17 protein-coding genes are annotated in these 17103 nt (G+C 72.2%); 15 read left to right on the top strand and 2 right to left on the bottom strand.

The window, feature by feature from the left end:
* The first annotated feature begins 22 nt into the window (after nt 1–22).
* From argC to LNK82_RS42985, 11 genes are read left to right on the top strand one after another with little or no spacing between them, the layout of a single operon-like run.
* On the top strand, nt 23–1039 hold the full coding sequence (gene argC, locus LNK82_RS43035) for an N-acetyl-gamma-glutamyl-phosphate reductase (RefSeq protein WP_230572584.1): 1017 nt from the start codon (nt 23–25) through the stop codon (nt 1037–1039).
* Complete coding sequence (gene argJ, locus LNK82_RS43030; protein WP_230572583.1) at nt 1036–2208, top strand: bifunctional glutamate N-acetyltransferase/amino-acid acetyltransferase ArgJ; 1173 nt, start codon at nt 1036–1038, stop codon at nt 2206–2208. Before argC ends, argJ begins: the two co-directional genes overlap by 4 nt.
* On the top strand, nt 2205–3092 hold the full coding sequence (gene argB, locus LNK82_RS43025) for an acetylglutamate kinase (RefSeq protein ID WP_230572582.1): 888 nt from the start codon (nt 2205–2207) through the stop codon (nt 3090–3092). The genes argJ and argB overlap by 4 nt, the downstream gene beginning before the upstream one ends.
* Nucleotides 3089–4276 (top strand): acetylornithine transaminase, encoded by a 1188-nt coding sequence (locus tag LNK82_RS43020; RefSeq protein ID WP_230572581.1) that lies wholly within the window; start codon nt 3089–3091, stop codon nt 4274–4276. Before argB ends, LNK82_RS43020 begins: the two co-directional genes overlap by 4 nt.
* Nucleotides 4276–5202 (top strand): ornithine carbamoyltransferase, encoded by a 927-nt coding sequence (gene argF / locus LNK82_RS43015; RefSeq protein WP_230572580.1) that lies wholly within the window; start codon nt 4276–4278, stop codon nt 5200–5202. The genes LNK82_RS43020 and argF overlap by 1 nt, the downstream gene beginning before the upstream one ends.
* On the top strand, nt 5199–5705 hold the full coding sequence (locus LNK82_RS43010) for an arginine repressor (RefSeq protein WP_230572579.1): 507 nt from the start codon (nt 5199–5201) through the stop codon (nt 5703–5705). The genes argF and LNK82_RS43010 overlap by 4 nt, the downstream gene beginning before the upstream one ends.
* Complete coding sequence (locus LNK82_RS43005) at nt 5698–6633, top strand: argininosuccinate synthase domain-containing protein (RefSeq protein WP_230572578.1); 936 nt, start codon at nt 5698–5700, stop codon at nt 6631–6633. Before LNK82_RS43010 ends, LNK82_RS43005 begins: the two co-directional genes overlap by 8 nt.
* A gap of 60 nt (nt 6634–6693) precedes the next feature.
* Nucleotides 6694–8037, top strand: coding sequence for an argininosuccinate lyase (gene argH / locus LNK82_RS43000; protein ID WP_230572644.1), 1344 nt, complete (start codon nt 6694–6696; stop codon nt 8035–8037).
* Nucleotides 8021–8650: a DNA-3-methyladenine glycosylase gene (locus LNK82_RS42995; protein WP_230572577.1), complete on the top strand. Its 630-nt coding sequence runs from the start codon at nt 8021–8023 to the stop codon at nt 8648–8650. The genes argH and LNK82_RS42995 overlap by 17 nt, the downstream gene beginning before the upstream one ends.
* A gap of 24 nt (nt 8651–8674) precedes the next feature.
* Nucleotides 8675–8980 (top strand): hypothetical protein, encoded by a 306-nt coding sequence (locus LNK82_RS42990; protein WP_230572576.1) that lies wholly within the window; start codon nt 8675–8677, stop codon nt 8978–8980.
* Nucleotides 8977–9171 carry a hypothetical protein gene (locus LNK82_RS42985; protein ID WP_230572575.1) on the top strand — a complete coding sequence of 65 codons (195 nt, stop codon included), beginning with the start codon at nt 8977–8979 and terminating at the stop codon, nt 9169–9171. The genes LNK82_RS42990 and LNK82_RS42985 overlap by 4 nt, the downstream gene beginning before the upstream one ends.
* Here LNK82_RS42985 and LNK82_RS42980 read toward each other — a convergent pair.
* Both LNK82_RS42980 and LNK82_RS42975 read right to left on the bottom strand, forming a co-directional pair.
* A complete protein-coding gene (locus LNK82_RS42980; protein ID WP_230572574.1) occupies nt 9168–9689 on the bottom strand; it encodes an EF-hand domain-containing protein in 522 nt (173 codons plus the stop codon). The genes LNK82_RS42985 and LNK82_RS42980 overlap by 4 nt on opposite strands.
* 156 nt (nt 9690–9845) lie before the next feature.
* A complete protein-coding gene (locus LNK82_RS42975; protein ID WP_230572573.1) occupies nt 9846–10304 on the bottom strand; it encodes a hypothetical protein in 459 nt (152 codons plus the stop codon).
* 349 nt (nt 10305–10653) lie between these two features.
* On the opposite strand from LNK82_RS42975, the gene LNK82_RS42970 reads away from it, so the two are divergent.
* Genes LNK82_RS42970 through tyrS form a run of 4 tightly spaced genes read left to right on the top strand, consistent with a single transcriptional unit; the run spans nt 10654 to nt 16536 of the window.
* The gene (locus tag LNK82_RS42970; RefSeq protein WP_230572572.1) at nt 10654–13716 is read left to right on the top strand and encodes an amino acid adenylation domain-containing protein; all 3063 of its coding nucleotides are present in this window, start codon (nt 10654–10656) and stop codon (nt 13714–13716) included.
* Complete coding sequence (locus LNK82_RS42965; RefSeq protein WP_230572571.1) at nt 13713–14477, top strand: alpha/beta fold hydrolase; 765 nt, start codon at nt 13713–13715, stop codon at nt 14475–14477. Before LNK82_RS42970 ends, LNK82_RS42965 begins: the two co-directional genes overlap by 4 nt.
* Nucleotides 14474–15214 (top strand): DUF554 domain-containing protein, encoded by a 741-nt coding sequence (locus LNK82_RS42960; protein ID WP_230572570.1) that lies wholly within the window; start codon nt 14474–14476, stop codon nt 15212–15214. The genes LNK82_RS42965 and LNK82_RS42960 overlap by 4 nt, the downstream gene beginning before the upstream one ends.
* Nucleotides 15215–15261: 47 nt before the next feature.
* Nucleotides 15262–16536: a tyrosine--tRNA ligase gene (gene tyrS, locus LNK82_RS42955; RefSeq protein ID WP_308257516.1), complete on the top strand. Its 1275-nt coding sequence runs from the start codon at nt 15262–15264 to the stop codon at nt 16534–16536.
* Nucleotides 16537–17103 lie beyond the last annotated feature (567 nt).

The raw sequence follows: 17103 nt of genomic DNA, 5'->3' as shown, positions 1-17103 counted from the left end.
ATCAGCGTGCATACTTATCCGCATGACGGTACGGATCGCGGTCGCCGGGGCCAGCGGGTACGCCGGGGGTGAGGTGCTGCGCCTCCTGCTCGGTCACCCGGACGTGGAGATCGGCGCGCTCACCGCCGGCGGCAACGCGGGCTCCCCGCTGTTCGCCCACCAGCCACACCTGCTGCCACTGGCCGACCGGGTGCTGGAGGAGACGACCGCCGACACCCTCAAGGGCCACGACGTCGTCTTCCTCGCCCTGCCGCACGGCCGCTCGGCCGAGATCGCCGCGCAGCTGGACGACGACGCGCTCGTCGTCGACTGCGGCGCGGACCACCGGCTCACCGACCCCACCGCCTGGGACCGCTGGTACGGCGGCGCGCACGCGGGCAGCTGGCCGTACGGCCTGCCCGAGCTGCCCGGTCAGCGCGACGAGCTGCGCGGCGCCCGCCGCGTCGCCGTGCCCGGCTGCTACCCGACCGTGTCGTCGCTGGCCCTGGCGCCCGCGATGGGGCTGGTCGAGCCCGAGGTGACGGTGGTGGCCGTGTCCGGCACGTCCGGCGCGGGCAAGGCGCTCAAGCCCCACCTCCTCGGCTCCGAGGTGATGGGCTCGCTCAGCGCCTACGGCGTCGGCGGCGCGCACCGGCACACCCCGGAGATCACGCAGAACCTGTCCAAGGTCGCCGACGAGCCGGTCCGGGTCTCGTTCACGCCGGTGCTGGCGCCGTTGCCGAGGGGCATCCTGGCGACCTGCTCGGCGACGCTCAAGGACCCCGACGCCGACGTCCGCGCCGCCTACGAGAAGGCCTACGCCGACGAGCCGTTCGTGCACCTGCTGCCGGAGGGCCACTGGCCGACCACGGCCGCGGTGCTCGGCTCGAACGCCGTGCAGCTGCAGGTGGCCGTCGACCGCGACGTGAACCGGCTGGTCGTGGTGGCCGCGATCGACAACCTGGCGAAGGGCACCGCGGGCGCGGCGGTGCAGTGCATGAACCTGGCGCTCGGCCTGCCGGAGACCACCGGCCTGTCCACCGTGGGAGTCGCACCGTGAACCGCGACAAGGGCGTGACCGGGCCGAAGGGCTTCAAGGCCGCGGGCGTCGCGGCCGGCATCAAGGAGTCCGGCGCGCTCGACCTGGCGCTGGTCGTCAACGAAGGACCCGGCCAGGCCGCCGCCGGCGTCTTCACCACCAACCAGGTGAAGGCCGCGCCCGTGCTGTGGTCCCAGCAGGTGCTCAAGGAGCGCAAGCTGCACGCCGTCGTGCTGAACTCCGGCGGCGCGAACGCGTGCACCGGTCCCGAGGGCTTCCAGGACACCCACGCCACCGCCGAGAAGGTCGCCGAGGTGCTGGACGTCGGCGCGATCGAGGTCGCGGTGTGCTCCACCGGCCTGATCGGCGAGCGCCTGCCGATCGACGACCTCAAGGCGGGCGTGGAGGAGGCGGCCCGGGCACTCGCCGCGGGCGACCAGGCGGGCCTGGACGCCGCCACCGCCGTGATGACCACCGACACCCACCCCAAGCAGTGCTGGCAGGATTACCCGGACGGGTGGTCGGTCGGCGGGTTCGCCAAGGGTGCGGGCATGCTCTCGCCGAACATGGCCACGATGCTCAGCGTCATCACCACCGACGCGGTGATCGACGGAGACGCCCTCGACGCGGCCCTGCGCGCGGTCACCGCCAAGACCTACGACCGGCTCGACGTGGACGGCGGCACGTCCACCAACGACACAGTGCTCCTCCTCGCCTCCGGCGCCTCCGGGGTCACGCCGACCGCCGAGCAGTTCGCCGACGTGCTGACCGCCGTGGCGCACGACCTGGTCAAGCAGCTCCAAGGCGACGCGGAGGGCGTGACCAAGGAGGTCGCCATCACGGTCAACGGCGCGCTCACCGAAGCCGAGGCGGTCGTGGTCGCCAAGACCGTCGCCGAGGACAACCTGGTCAAGACCGCCCTGTTCGGCTCCGACCCGAACTGGGGCCGGATCGCGATGGCCGTCGGCCGCTCGCGGGCCACCGTCGACCAGCACAAGCTCGGCATCGCGATCAACGGCGTCACGCTGTTCGCGGACGGCCACCGGGCCGCCGACCGGGGCGAGGCCGACCTGTCCGGCCGCGACGTCGCCATCGTGGTCGACCTGAACCTCGGCGACGGCACGGCCACCGTGCTCACCACGGACCTGTCGCACGGGTACGTCGAAGAGAACAGCGCGTACAGCTCATGATCACGCCACAGGCCAAGGCCGGGATCCTGATCGAGGCGCTGCCGTGGTTGCAGCGCTTCCGCGGCGCGATCGTGGTCGTCAAGTACGGCGGCAACGCCATGGTGGACGACGAGCTGAAGCGCGCGTTCGCGCAGGACATGGTGTTCCTCAAGCTCGCGGGCCTGCACCCGGTCGTGGTGCACGGCGGCGGGCCGCAGATCGCCGCGATGCTCAAGCGGCTCGGCATCGACAGCGAGTTCCGCGGGGGCCTGCGCGTCACCACGCCCGAGGCCATGGACGTGGTCCGGATGGTGCTGGTCGGCCAGGTGCAGCGCGAGCTGGTCGGCCTGATCAACTCCCACGGCCCGCTCGCGGTCGGCCTGTCCGGCGAGGACGCCCACCTGCTGACCGCCGCCCGGCGACCGGCCATCGTGGACGGCGCGCCGGTCGACATCGGCCTGGTCGGCGACATCGTGGACGTCAACCCGGACGCGGTGCTCGACATCGTGCGCGCGGGCCGCATCCCGGTCGTGTCCACGGTCGCACCGGACGCCGACGGCGTGGTGCACAACGTCAACGCCGACACGGCGGCGGGCGCGGTGGCCGTGGCGCTGAAGGCCGAGAAGCTGGTCGTGCTCACCGACGTCGAGGGCCTGTACGCGGACTGGCCGGACAAGAGCTCGCTGCTGCACCGGGTGGACGCCGAGCGGCTGGAGAAGATGCTGCCGGACCTGGACAGCGGCATGGTGCCGAAGATGGAGGCCTGCCTGCGCGCGGTGCGCGGCGGCGTCCCCGAGGCGCACGTGATCGACGGCAGGCTGGCGCACTCGGTGTTGTTGGAGGTCTTCACCTCCGAGGGCGTCGGAACGATGGTGACCGAACGGACTGGGGCGGGCGAGGCATGAGCGAGAGCCAGAATCAGCAGCGGTGGCAGGCCGCGATGATGAACAACTACGGCACGCCCGGCCTGACCCTGACCCGAGGCGAGGGCGCGCACGTCTGGGACGCCGACGGCAACCGCTACCTGGACCTGCTGACCGGCATCGCGGTCAACGCGCTCGGCCACGCGCACCCGGCGATCGTGGCCGCGGTGACCGAGCAGATCGGCAGGATCGGCCACACGTCCAACCTCTACATCAACGAGCCCGCGCTCAAGCTCGCCGAACGGCTGCTCGACCTGTCCGGTGTGGACGGTGACGGCCGGGTGCTGTTCTGCAACTCCGGCGCGGAGGCCAACGAGGCCGCGTTCAAGCTGAGCCGCCGCACGGGTCGCACCAAGGTCGTCGCCACCGACGGCGGTTTCCACGGCCGCACCATGGGTGCGCTGGCGCTGACCGGCCAGCCCAGGAAGCGCGAGCCGTTCGAGCCGCTGGTCCCCGGCGTCGTGCACATCCCGTACGGCGACGTGGCCGCGCTGGAAGCCGCGGTCGACGACGAGACCGCCGCGTTCATCGTGGAGCCGATCCAGGGCGAGAACGGCGTCGTCGTGCCGCCCGAGGGCTACCTCGAAGCGGCCCGCCGGATCACCACCGAGCACGGCGCGCTGCTCGTCCTCGACGAGGTGCAGACCGGCGTCGGGCGCCTGGGCACCTGGTTCGCGTTCCACCAGGTCGGGATCGTCCCCGACGTGATCACGCTGGCCAAGGGCCTCGGCGGCGGGCTGCCGCTGGGCGCGTGCATCGCGGTGGGCCCGGCGAAGGACCTGTTCGAGCCCGGCCAGCACGGCACCACGTTCGGCGGCAACCCGGTGTGCTGCGCCGCCGCGCTCGCCGTGCTCGACACGATCGCCGCCGACGGCCTGCTGGAGCACACCGCCGCGGTCGGCAAGGAGATCGCGACCGGTGTCGAGGCGCTGGACCACCCGCTGATCTCCGGGGTGCGGGGCGCCGGCCTGCTGCTCGGCATCACGCTGCGCGAGGCGGTCTCGGCGAAGGCCGCGGCGGCCGCGCAGCAGGCCGGTTACCTGATCAACCCGATCCAGCCCGACGTCATCCGCCTGGCGCCGCCGCTGGTGCTGGACGAGGCGGACGCCCACCGACTGGTGGCCGACCTGCCGTCGTTCCTCCCCACCCCAGGCCAGGAGCCGTGATGGTGCGCCACTTCCTGCGTGACGACGACCTGACCCCGGACGAGCAGGCCGCGGTCCTCGACCTGGCCGACGGCTACAAGGCCGACCGGCTGACCGCCAAGCCGCTGGCCGGGCCCAAGTCCGTCGCGGTGATCTTCGAGAAGAACTCCACCCGCACCCGGCTGTCGTTCGAGGTCGGCATCGCCCAGCTCGGCGGCAACCCGGTGATCATCGACGGCCGGTCCATGCAGCTGGGCCGCGAGGAGACCATCGAGGACACCTCCCGGATCCTGTCCGGGTACGTGGACGCGGTGATCTGGCGGACGTTCGCGCAGAAGCGCATCGACGCGATGGCGTCGGTGTCCCGCATCCCGGTGATCAACGCGCTGACCGACGAGTTCCACCCGTGCCAGGTGCTGGCCGACCTGCAGACCATCCGGCGCGTGCACGGCGAGCTCGCCGGCCTCACCGTCACCTACCTCGGCGACGGCGCGAACAACATGTCCCACTCGATGCTGCTCGGCGGCGTCACGGCGGGCATGCATGTGCGGATCGCCGCGCCCGCGCTGTTCCAGCCGCTGCCGTGGGTGCTGGACGACGCGCGCAAGCGCGCCGCGGACACCGGCGGCTCGGTGACCGTGGTCGAGGACCCGCGCGAGGCGGTGGCCGGCGCGGACGTGCTGGTCACCGACACCTGGACGTCGATGGGCCAGGAGAACGACGGCCGCGACCGGATGCGCCCGTTCCGGCCGTACCAGCTCAACGCCGAGCTCGTGGCCGCGACCGGCGTGAAGACGACCGTGCTGCACTGCCTGCCCGCCCACCGCGGCCAGGAGATCACCGACGACGTGCTCGACGGCCCCGACAGCGCGGTGTGGGACGAGGCCGAGAACCGGCTGCACGCCCAGAAGGCGCTGCTCGTGTGGTTGTTGGAGCAGTCGCGATGACCCGGACCGCGCGGCAGGCCCGCATCGTCGAACTGGTCGCCCAACGCGCCATCCGCAGCCAGTCGGAACTGGCGAAGACGCTGGCGGTGGAAGGCATCGAGGTCACCCAGGCCACGCTGTCGCGCGACCTGGACGAGCTGGGCGCGGTCAAGCTGCGCGGACCCGACGGCGGCGCGCCCGTCTACGTCATCCCCGAGGACGGCAGCCCGGTGCGCGGTGTGCAGGGCGGCACGTCCCGCCTCACCAGGGTGCTCGCCGAACTGCTCGTGTCGGTCGACCACTCCGGCAACCTCGCCGTGCTGCGCACCCCGCCCGGCGCGGCCCAGTTCCTGGCCAGCGCGCTGGACCGGGCCGCGCTGCACGACATCGTCGGCACCATCGCCGGTGACGACACCATCCTCGCGGTGGCCAGGGAACCGCTCACCGGCGCGGACCTGGCCGCCAGGGTGACCGCGCTCGCCGCGGGCGACCACGAGGCGCAGCCGGGGGAGCCCCATGAGTGAGCGGGTCGTCCTCGCGTACTCCGGCGGGTTCGACGCCCCGGTCGCCATCGGCCGGCTCGCCGAGGAGACCGGCGCCGAGGTCGTCGCGGTCGTGGTCGACCTCGGCCGGGGCGGGGACGACCTGGAGACCACCCGCCGCCGGGCGCTGGACTGCGGCGCGGTCGAGGCCGTGGTCGCCGACGCCCGCGACGAGTTCGCCGACCAGTACTGCCTGCCCGCGCTGCGCGCCAACGCCCTGCACCCGGCCTCGGCGCTGGTCGCGCCGCTCGTCGCCGGGCACGTGGTCGAGGCCGCCCGCCGGCACGGCGCGACGACCGTGGCGCACGACCGCGCCGGCGCCGACCGGATCCGCTTCGAGGCCGGTGTCGCCGCCCTGGCGCCCGACCTCGCGGTCGTCGCCGTCGCAACGGCCGACGCCCCGGCGGAGGACCGCCCGGTGGGCCGGATCGAGCCGGGCGACCCCGAGGAGCTCGTGCTCGCGTTCGACCGGGGCACGCCGGTCGCCATCGACGGCGAGACCGTGACCATGCCGCAAGCCGTCCGGGAGCTGAACCGGAGGGCGGGCGTCTCGGGGGTCGGCCGCCTCACCGGCGTCCGGGCCTACGAGACGCCGGGCGCGAGCGCGTTGACCACCGCTCACCAACAGCTGGAGGACGTCACCCTGGAGCCCGACCTGCTCCGCTTCAAGCGGCAGGTCGAGCGGCGCTGGGGTGCACTGGTGCACGAAGGTCTGTGGTTCTCCCCGCTCAAGCAGGCGTTGGACAGCTTCATCGACACCACCCAGCGGCACGTGTCCGGCGAGGTCCGGCTCGTGCTGCACGGTGGCCGCGCGGTCGTCACCGGCCGGCGCGGCGAGGAGTCGCTGTCCGACTTCGCCGTGGGCTCGGGAAGATCGCGGAACCTGCCGGACAAGATCGCCGCGACGTAGGGATTCGATCACGTGAGCTCATTGTGGGGTGGCCGGTTCGCCGGAGGACCGGCGGAGGCGATGGCGCGGCTGTCCGCGTCGACGCACTTCGACTGGCGACTCGCCCCGTACGACATCAGGGGTTCCCGCGCGCACGCCCGCGTGCTGAACCGGGCCGGTCTGCTGACCGCCGACGAGCTGGAGCGCATGCTCGCCGCGCTGGACGCGCTGGAAGCCGACGTGGCGGCCGGGTCGTTCACCCCGACGGTGGCCGACGAGGACGTGCACACCGCGCTGGAACGCGGCCTGATCGAGCGGGCCGGACCGGAGCTGGGCGGCAAGCTGCGCGCCGGCCGGTCCCGCAACGACCAGGTGGCCACGCTGTTCCGGATGTGGCTGCGCGACGCCGCGCAGCGGGTGTCGGCGGGTGTGCTCGACGTGGTCGAGGCGCTGGCCGACCAGGCGTCCGCGCACGCCACCGCCGTCATGCCCGGCCGCACGCACCTCCAGTCCGCCCAGCCCGTGCTGCTGGCGCACCACCTGCTCGCCCACGGCCAGGCGCTGCTGCGCGACGTCGACCGGCTGCGCGACTGGGACAAGCGGACCGCCGTGTCGCCGTACGGCTCGGGCGCGCTGGCCGGCTCGTCGCTGGGCCTCGACCCGGCCGCGGTGGCCGAGGAGCTGGGCTTCGACGGTCCGGTGGAGAACTCCATCGACGGCACCGCGTCGCGCGACTTCGCCGCCGAGATCGCGTTCGTGCTGGCCATGATCGGCGTCGACCTGTCGAGGATCGCCGAAGAGGTGATCATCTGGACCACCGCCGAGTTCCGCTTCGCCGTGCTGGACGACGCGTGGGCCACCGGCAGCTCGATCATGCCGCAGAAGAAGAACCCCGACGTCGCCGAACTGACCAGGGGCAAGTCCGGCCGGCTCATCGGCAACCTGACCGGGTTGCTGGCGACGCTGAAGGCGCAGCCGCTGGCCTACAACCGGGACCTCCAGGAGGACAAGGAGCCGCTGTTCGACTCGGTCGAGCAGCTGGAACTGCTGCTGCCCGCGCTGGCCGGGATGATCGCCACCACGCGGTTCGACACCGAGCGGATGGCGGCGCTGGCGCCCGCCGGGTTCACCCTGGCCACCGACATCGCCGAGTGGCTGGTGCGGCAGGGCGTGCCGTTCCGGGTGGCGCACGAGGCGGCGGGCGAGTGCGTCCGGGTGGCCGAGGGGCGCGGCGTCGGGCTGGAGGACCTCACCGATGAGGAGTTCGCCACGATCTCTCCCGCGTTGACGCCCGAGGTGCGTAGCGTGTTGACCGTGGAAGGGTCCATCGCGTCACGGGACGCGCACGGCGGCACCGCGCCCGACCGGGTCGCCGAGCAGCTGAAGAGGTTGCGCGACAAGGTCTCCGTTGCCCGCAACGCCTAGGCAGCTCACCGAGCGGGAGCTCGCGGTCGACCCCGTCGACGCCGCGCGGCTCCTGCTCGGGAGCGTCATCGAGTCGACCACCGACGAGGGCGTGGTCGCGCTGCGGATCGTGGAGGTCGAGGCGTACCGGGGCGGCGACGACCCGGCCTCGCACTGCTACCGGGGCCGCACGCCGCGCAACGACGTGATGTTCGGCCCGGCCGGTCGGCTCTACGTGTACTTCGTCTACGGCATGCACTTCTGCGCGAACGTCGTGTCGCTGACCGACGGCGTGCCCGGCGCGGTGCTGCTGCGCGCCGGCGAGGTGGTGACCGGGTCGGCGCTGGCGCACGCCCGCCGCCCGACCGCGCGCAACGCCGCCGAACTCGCCAAGGGCCCGGCTCGGCTGACCGGCGTGCTCGGGCTCGACCGCGTGCACAACGGCGTGAACCTGACCGAGCCGGGCGCGACCGTGCGGCTGCTGGCCGGCGAGCCGGTGGACGAGGCCGACATCCGCACCGGCCCGCGCGTGGGCGTGGCCGTCGCGGTGGACGTGCCGTGGCGGTTCTGGATCGACTCGCCCGCCGTCAGCACCTACCGCCGGGGCACCCGCCGGACGCGCGTCGTGACCTGACACCCTTTTTCCGGGGGAGTCACGGTGGACGAAGAAGAGCTGCTCGCACGCCTGTGCCAGGACGTGGTGGACCGCTGTGACGGCGCGTGGCGGGCGATCGGCCGCCGCGCGGAGTTCGGCGAGGGCTGGTTCTCGCGCCACGAGGACGTGGACGGCGAGGGCCGGGTGCGGGGGCGGCCCGAGCACGGCTTGAGCGAGCGGCCGGCGACCCACTTCGGCCGCACCGACCTGGAGCTGCGCATCAACACCGACCGGTCTCCGGTGGTGCGACGGTCGAGGTGCCGCCGTGGCCGCGGCTGGTCGAGCTGCACCTCGGCGGCGCGGTCGTGACCAACCTCGACTCGTTGCCCGAGGCCGCGTTCCTCACCCTGCACGCCGACCAGTGGCACCGGTTCGACGCGCCACCGGCCGGCCTGGCCGCGGCCGGGCTCCTCCGGCAGGACTCGCCGGCTCACGCGGCCGAGTGGGCGACGTGGTTCGGCGCGCCGGTGCCGGTGCGGTTCGTGCGCGGGTCCTTCTAGACCTCGCCGAACACGTGGGCGCCGGGCGCGTCCGCGTCGTCGCCCGCCCAGAACTCCACCCAGTGCTGCACGAACTCGGACTTCGAGATCGAGCCGTCGCCGTCGAGGTCGAGCCGGGCGAAGACGGCGTCGGTCGGGGCGTCGTCGCCGGTCCAGGCGTGGATCATCCGGCCGTACTCGGGCGCGGAGACCAGGCCGTCGCCGTCCTCGTCCACCGCCTCGAACATCGACTCCGCCGTGGCCACCACCAGGTCGAGCATGGTGCCGAGGTCCTCCACCACGGTCAGCACCTCGTCCACCGTGATCTTGTCGTCGCGGTCGTGGTCGGACGCCGCCCGCAGCGCGTCCCACCAGCCCATCATGATCTCCCGCAACCGTTCCGGGTCGGCCGCGCCCCGGAGGTGCACCCACCGGTCCGTCAACGCCTCGAAATCGGCCCGCTCGAGGAACCCGTCACCGTTCGAGTCCATCGCGGTGAACACGATGGAGGTCTTCTTCCGCTGCAAGTCGCTGGCCACGCAAGCAAACTTGGTCGGGGAACGCGACGAGGACAATTGACCAGCCGGGGCAAACCTCTGCGCGCCCGAGTGACATCGCGGTGACGGTCGGTAGTGCCTGGTCGGGCGCAAGCAGGCACGCCGCCCGACCGCCGTCACCCACACCGGCGGGGCGGACTAGCGCACCGTGCGGCGGTACCAGACGCGGCGCTCGTGCGCGGGCAACGCCACCCGGCTGATCACGCTGGTCAGCACCGCGCCGATCAGCAGCCACAGCAACGCGGCGAGGCCGTCGTTGAACAACGTCCGGACACCGACGTTCGCGGGCGTGAACAGGTCGCGCAGGCCCAGGGACACCGCCGCCGACCACGAGTCGATCAGCTGCGCGAACCCGTTCGCCGGGTTGGCGCCGCCGATGACCAGGAAGATGTGGATCGCCAGCACGATCGCGAACAGCCAGCACAGCACGTCGATGACGGCGCACACCACGCGCACGGCGCGCACCCGGCCGTCACCGCGCTCGACGACCTCCTCCTCGCGCTGGTAGGGCAACTCCTCCCGGTACGCGGGCTCGGTCGGGCGCAGGTGCTCGGTGGGACGGTCGGCGGGACGTCTGTCGCGGTTCGGGTAGGTCATCAGCCGTGGTCCTCTCAGTAGAGCCCTCGGGTCGACTACCCACCGGCGGCACCGCCTCAAACTGAGGTGACCAGGCAGCGGGGGAATGGCTGCCCGTGAGCGAGCACATCCTCGACGAGCTGTCCCGGCGCGGCGTCCGAAAGAGTTGTTCCATTTCCCACCGCCGTGGAATAAGTGCAGTTCGCAGTTCGTCCGTCCCGCTGATTGATACACCCCTGCTGATCCTGTCTTGACCGATTCTGGCGGCTGTGCCTAGACTCGCCGCGGGGTGTTAACCGAGGGGGCGGTTCACGGTGCCGGTAAGTCGCGGCACCGGTACCGGGTGCCCCCAATTCCTTGGGGGGAATTAATGTTGTCCAACCCATCCGGGTACGACCGTGCGCGCCATGGCACGCACAACCTCGGCCGTGCCGCAGTGGTGGCCGACCCGTTGATCTACATCGACGCCGTCACCGAGCTCGGTCCGCTGTTCTACGACCAGGTAGGCGGCGTGTGGGTGTGCACGGGCTACGCCGAGGCGGCCCGCGTCCTCACCGACCACCGGCGGTTCTCCTCGGCCCGCACGCGCAAGGCATCGGCACTCGACGAACGAGGCCTGGACGCCGCTTCCAGCGCCGCCGGCATCGTCTCCGAACAAATGCTCTTCATGGACCCGCCGGAGCACGCCGCAATTCGCGCGCGCATTCGGGACCAATTCACGAAGGCCCAAATCCGGGCACGTGACGACGTCATGCGTCGAATGGTGGACGAGGCGCTCGCGGATCTGCCCGAGGAGGGCGTGCTCGACCTGGTCGGGGACTACGCCGCGAAGCTGCCCGCCAAGCTCGTGGCGCACCTGCTGGGCATGGAAGGCGACGAGGAACTGCTGACCCGGTGGGCGGACGCCTACGAACGGCTGCTCGGCAGCCTGTCCAGCCTCCCCGACGTCCGCGACCGGGAAGTGGTCGCCGTGCTGGACGAGGCCGTCGCCGGCTTCCGCGACCAAGCCCGCCGCCGCATGGCCGACCCCGGCGACGACCTGGTCTCCGCGCTGGTCGACGGCATCGACGGCACCGACGAGGAGCTGTTCTCGGTGGCCGCGAACTGCATCGTGCTGGTCGGGGGCGGCTACCAGACCCTCACCCACCTGGTGACCACCGGCCTGCTCCAGCTGCACGACCACCCGGACCAGCTGCGCGCCCTGCGCGAGGAGCCGGAGCTGATCGAGTCGGCGGTGGACGAGTTCATGCGGCGCAACGGGTCGAGCCAGTACCTGGCCCGCCTCGCCGTCGAGGACGTCGACCTGGGCGGCGCCACGATCCGGGCCGGGCAGACGGTCCTGGTCCACCTCGCCGCGGCCAACCTCGACCCGCGCGTCTTCGACCACCCGCGCGACCTCGACATCCGGCGCAACGGGACGCGCCACCTCGGCTTCGGCATGGGCCGCCACTACTGCGTCGGCGCGCCGTACGCGGAACGGCTCGGCGGGTGGGCCATCCGCGGCTTCCTCGACCGGTACCCGCACTACCGGCCGGCGGGCGAGGTGCGGTGGGGCCACCACGCGAACACCCGCTGCCCGGCGCACGCCCCCGTCGAGGTGCGGACCGCGCCGCCCGCCCTCTCCGACGTCGAACGCCACCGGGTGACCGTCGAGTTCAACGACCACTCCGCCCCGCTGGGCCCGCACGCGGGCTGGCACCAGGTCTTCGAGCACCGCGCCCGGCTCGCGCCGGACTCCGTCGCGGTGGACGACCAGGGCCGCGAGCACACCTACGGCGAGATCGACCGGCGGGCCAACGCGCTCGCGCACGACCTGCGCGCACGGGGCGTGCAGCCCGAGTCCGTGGTCGGCGTCGTCATGGAGCGCACGGTCGACTTCGTCATCTCCGTGCTCGCCGTCGCCAAGGCGGGCGGCGCGTTCATGCTGGCCGAACCCACGTGCCCGCCGGAACGGCTGCGCGCCATGGTCGAGCAGTCCGGCGCGCGCGTCGTGCTGACCGAGGTCGACACCTCCGCCGAGCGCGACGACCCGCCGATCACCGGCGTCACCTCGGGCAACACGGCCTACGTGGTGTTCACCAGCGGCACGACCGGGCGGCCCAAGGCGATCGCGATCAGCCACGAGGGCGCGGTGAACCTGCACATCGGGCAGCGCCGCATCTTCCGGCTCGCACCGACCGACCGCGTGCTGCAATTCCTGTCGCCGAACTTCGACGGCTGCTTCGCCGACCTGGTCCTCGCGCTGCTCAACGGCGCCACCCTCGTCGTCGCGCCGACCGCGCGACTCGTCGTCGGCCCGCCCCTGGTGCGCCTGCTCGCGCAGCGGAGGGTCACCGCCGTCATCCTCACCCCGTCGGTGTGGCTCGCGCTGCCGGACGGCCCGCTGCCGGACCTGCGGGTCGCCGCGGCGGCCGGTGAGCGGCTCACCACCGCGGTGCTCGCCCGCTGGCTCGTGCCCGGACGGCGGTTCCTCAACCTCTACGGCCCGGCCGAGACCGCGGTGATGGCCACCTGGCACGAGTGCACCGACACCGGCACCACGCCGACGATCGGCCGGCCGGTCGCCAACAAGCAGGTCTACGTGCTGGACGCCGACCTGCGCCCGGTGCCGGTCGGCGAGCCGGGCGAGCTGTGCGTCGGCGGTCTCGGCGTCGGCCGCTACCTGGGCCGCGACGAGCTGATGCGCGAGCGGTTCCGGCTGGACCCGTTCGCCGCCGAGCCCGGCAGGCTGCTCTACCGCACCGGCGACCGGGCGCGGTGGCTGCCGGACGGCTCGATCGAGTACCTCGGCCGGCGCGACCGCCAGGTCAAGATCCGCGGCCAGCGGGTCGAGCTGGACGAGGTCGAACGGGTGCTGGAGGCCTCACCGGGCGTGGAGGCCGCCGTGGTGTCCGAGCGCGCCGGGCGGCTGGAAGCGCAGGTGGTTGGCGACCTCGACGAGACGGTCGTGTGGAAGCACCTCCGGATGCACCTGCACAGCGGCATGGTCCCGGCGACGCTCACCGTCGTCGCCGAGCTGCCCAGGAGCATCACCGGCAAGGCCGACCGGACCGGAACGCCCACCGAGCCCGCAAGGCCACAGCCCGCAAGCCCAACCCCGGAGCCCGTCGCGGCGCTCCCCGCACCGACACCGGAACCCGCACGGACGTCCGCACCGCCACCCGTGCCGACGCTGGGAACCGCACCGGAGCCCGACCGCAGGCGCGCCCGGCTCACGTGGCGCATCGCCCAGTTCTTCGCGACCTGCGTCGGCATCCGCCAGGCCGAGGTCAAGGCCGATTCCGACTTCTTCGCCCTGGGCGGCGACTCGCTCGCCGTCGCGACCCTGCTGACCAAGATCGAGCAGGAGGTCGACCACGTGCTCGACGTCGAGCAGCTGCTGGCCGACCCCACCCCCGCGCGCATCTCCGACCGGATCCTGGCGACGGCATGACCACGCGAACCGGACGCCGACCCACGATCGTCAAACGCGCGGGCGGACCGGACAAGGTCGTCCTCGTGCACGGCTCACTCGACCGGCACACCAGCTTCCGCCAGGTCGCCGCGCACCTGTCCGAGTGGACGGTCATCGGCTACGACCGACGCGGCTGGGGCGGTTCCCGAGCCCTGGGCGACGCCACCACCACCCTCGAAGACCACGTCGACGACCTGACCGCCATCCTGGCGGCACAACCGGGGTCCGTCGTCGCCGGGCACAGCTACGGCGGGCTCGTCGCCCTGTGCGCCGCGGCCCGCTCACCCGAGCTGGTCCGGGCCGTGGTGGCCTACGAACCGCCCGTGCGGTGGCTGCCGTGGTGGCCGCCGAGCGCGCCGTGGGAGCAGCTGGTCCGCGACACCGAGCCGAACGGCCCCGCGGCCGTCGCCGAGGAACTGCTCCGCGCCGTCACCGGACGGCCACCCGCGACTCCCCGGCACCAGCTGGAGGAGGACGGGGCCGCACTCGTCACCGAGATGGGTGACCGCAGCCTCGACACGCCCCTGTTCGACCCGATCGCGCTGGACGTGCCGGTCGTGGTCGGCGCGGGGGCGGCGGCGGATACGCTGCCGCACCACCGCGAGACGGCGCTGCACCTGGCCGCGCTGGCGCCGAACGGGCGTTTCCGGGAGATCCCGGGAGCCGGCCACGCGGCCCACGTCACCCACCCGGCGGCGTTCGCGGAACTGATCACTCTTTCTGGGGGACTCTCCACATGATCGGGCTCGGCACGGCGCTCAACGTCGGTGCCATCCTCGCCGGGGCGACCATCGGGTCGCTGGTCGGGCACAGGTTCCCGGAGCGGACCAGGGAGGTGATCACCCAGGGACTGGGCATGGTCACCCTCCTGGTCGCGGCGCTCAGCGCGGTCAGCGTGACCGACCCCGCGCTGTCCGGCGCGATGGGACGCGGCGTCCCGGTGCTCGTCGTGCTCGGGGCCATGCTCGTCGGCGGCGTGATCGGCTCCCTGCTCGGCATCGAGCGGTGGCTCGAACGGCTGGGCGGGGGCCTGCAGAAGCGGTTCCTCCGCGACGACGGCGGCGGCGATCACCGCTTCGTCGAGGGCTTCGTCTCCTCCTCGCTGGTCTTCTCGGTCGGGCCGTTGGCGGTGCTCGGCGCGCTGTCCGACGGCCTCGGCCGAGGCATCGACCAGCTCGCCCTGAAGTCCATGCTCGACTTCTTCACCGCGATCGCGTTCGCCGCCTCGTTCGGCTGGGGCGTGGCCGCCGCGGGCCTGTCTGTGCTGGTGGTGCAGGGGTTGTTCACCGTCGCCGGGTTCGCGCTCGGCGGCGTCCTGCCCGACCCGCACGTCGCCGCGCTCGACGCCACCGGCGGCCTGCTCCTGGCCGGAGTGGGGCTGCGCCTGCTCAAGCTCAAGGACTTCCCGACCGGGGACCTGCTTCCCGCGCTGCTGTTCGCCCCGCTGTTCACCGCACTGGCGGTCGCGGTGAGCTGACCCCACCTGGACGAAACCGCTGGACGCGGTAGGCGAAGATGGGAACCGTGAGCGAGCACATCCTCGATGAGCTGTCCTGGCGCGGCCTGATCGCGCACTCCACCGACCTCGACGCGCTGCGGAAGGATCTCGACGCGGGACCGCTCACCCTCTATTGCGGGTTCGACCCGACCGCGCCCAGCCTGCACGCCGGCAACCTCGTCCCGCTGCTCATGCTGCGCCGCTTCCAGCGCGCCGGGCACCGGCCGATCGTCCTCGCCGGAGGCGCCACCGGGATGATCGGCGACCCGCGCGACACCGCGGAGCGCGCGCTCAACCCGCTGGACACCGTGGCCGAGTGGGCCGGGCGCATCCGCGGCCAGCTGGAGCGGTTCGTGGAGTTCGACGACAGCCCGACCGGCGCGATCGTGGCCAACAACCTGGACTGGACCGGCCGGATGCCCGTGCTGGACTTCCTGCGCGACGTGGGCAAGCACTTCTCGGTCAACGTCATGCTCGCCCGTGACACGGTCAAGCGCCGCCTCGACGGCGACGGCATGTCCTACACCGAGTTCAGCTACCTGCTCCTGCAGTCGCACGACTACCTCCAGCTCAACCGGAGGTACGGCACCACGCTGCAGGTCGGCGGCTCCGACCAGTGGGGCAACATCCTCGGCGGCGTCGACCTGGTCCGGAAGGTCGACGGCAAGTCCGTGCACGCGCTGACCGCGCCGCTGGTGACCGACGCCGAGGGCCGCAAGTTCGGCAAGTCCACCGGCGGCGGCAACGTGTGGCTCGACCCGCAGATGACCTCGCCGTACGCCTGGTACCAGTACTTCGTGAACGTGGGCGACGCCGACGTGCTCCGCTACCTGCGGCTGTTCACCTTCCTGTCCCAGGAGGAGATGGCCGACCTGGAGCGGCAGACCGCCGAGGCCCCGCACCTGCGCGCCGCGCAGAAGAGGCTGGCCGAGGAGTTCACCAACCTGGTGCACGGCGAGCACGAGACGCAGCAGGTCATCGCGGCGAGCCAGGCCCTGTTCGGCCGGGGCGAGCTGCGCGAGCTCGACCTGTCCACGCTGGTGGCCGCGATGGCCGAGGCGCCGACCGGCGAGGTCCGCCTGGCCGACGCGCCGACCATCGTCGACCTGCTGGTCAGCTCCGGGCTCGCGGACAGCAAGGGCGCGGCGCGGCGCACCGTGAAGGAAGGCGGCGCGTACGTGAACAACTCCAAGGTCACCGACGAGGAGTGGGTGCCCACCAAGGAGGACCTCCTCCACGGGGAGTGGCTGGTCGTGCGGCGCGGCAAGCGCAACACCGCCGGCCTGCGGGTGCTCCTCTGACCTGCGCGAACAGGCTCTCCGAGCGTGACGTCGAAGGCCGTCGGTCCCACCCGGACCGGCGGCCTTCGCCACGTTTGAGTGTGATCGCGGTCACACTGTTGCCGGTGGACCGGGTCGGATAGCGTGGACTGGAGTGCGGCACGGGCTGCTGACCTGCGGTTTCAGCCTGTGGCGCGGTGCTGCGCCCCCGATTTGACCTCCGGTTCGGCTGCGTGTAACTTTCTCCATGTCAGCGCGGAACGGGCCGGGAACACCGGAACGGAGTGCGGCAGGTCACGAACCAAGCTCCCGCTAGCGTGGTAGAGTGGGTGACCGCGGAACGGAAGACCCAGTCGGGGCTCGTCTGAGCCGAGCGACCAGGGCGTCTTGTTTCCCAACACAAGCTTTAGCTGAATCACAAGCCTCGGATCGAACCGCGTCACAGCGGCGAGTGATGATGTGCGCGTGTTCTTTGAGAACTCAACAGCGTGCCGAATAGCCAGTAAATTTATGAACCTCGTCAAGAGGTTTCCTTTGAGATTGTTACTGGACAACTGACATTACTTGTCAGTGTTGTTCGGAGCGATC

The sequence above is a fragment of the Saccharothrix luteola genome (assembly GCF_020859565.1).
Taxonomy (GTDB): Bacteria; Actinomycetota; Actinomycetes; order Mycobacteriales; family Pseudonocardiaceae; genus Actinosynnema; species Actinosynnema luteola.
This window is presented reverse-complemented; position numbering and strand designations above follow the sequence as displayed.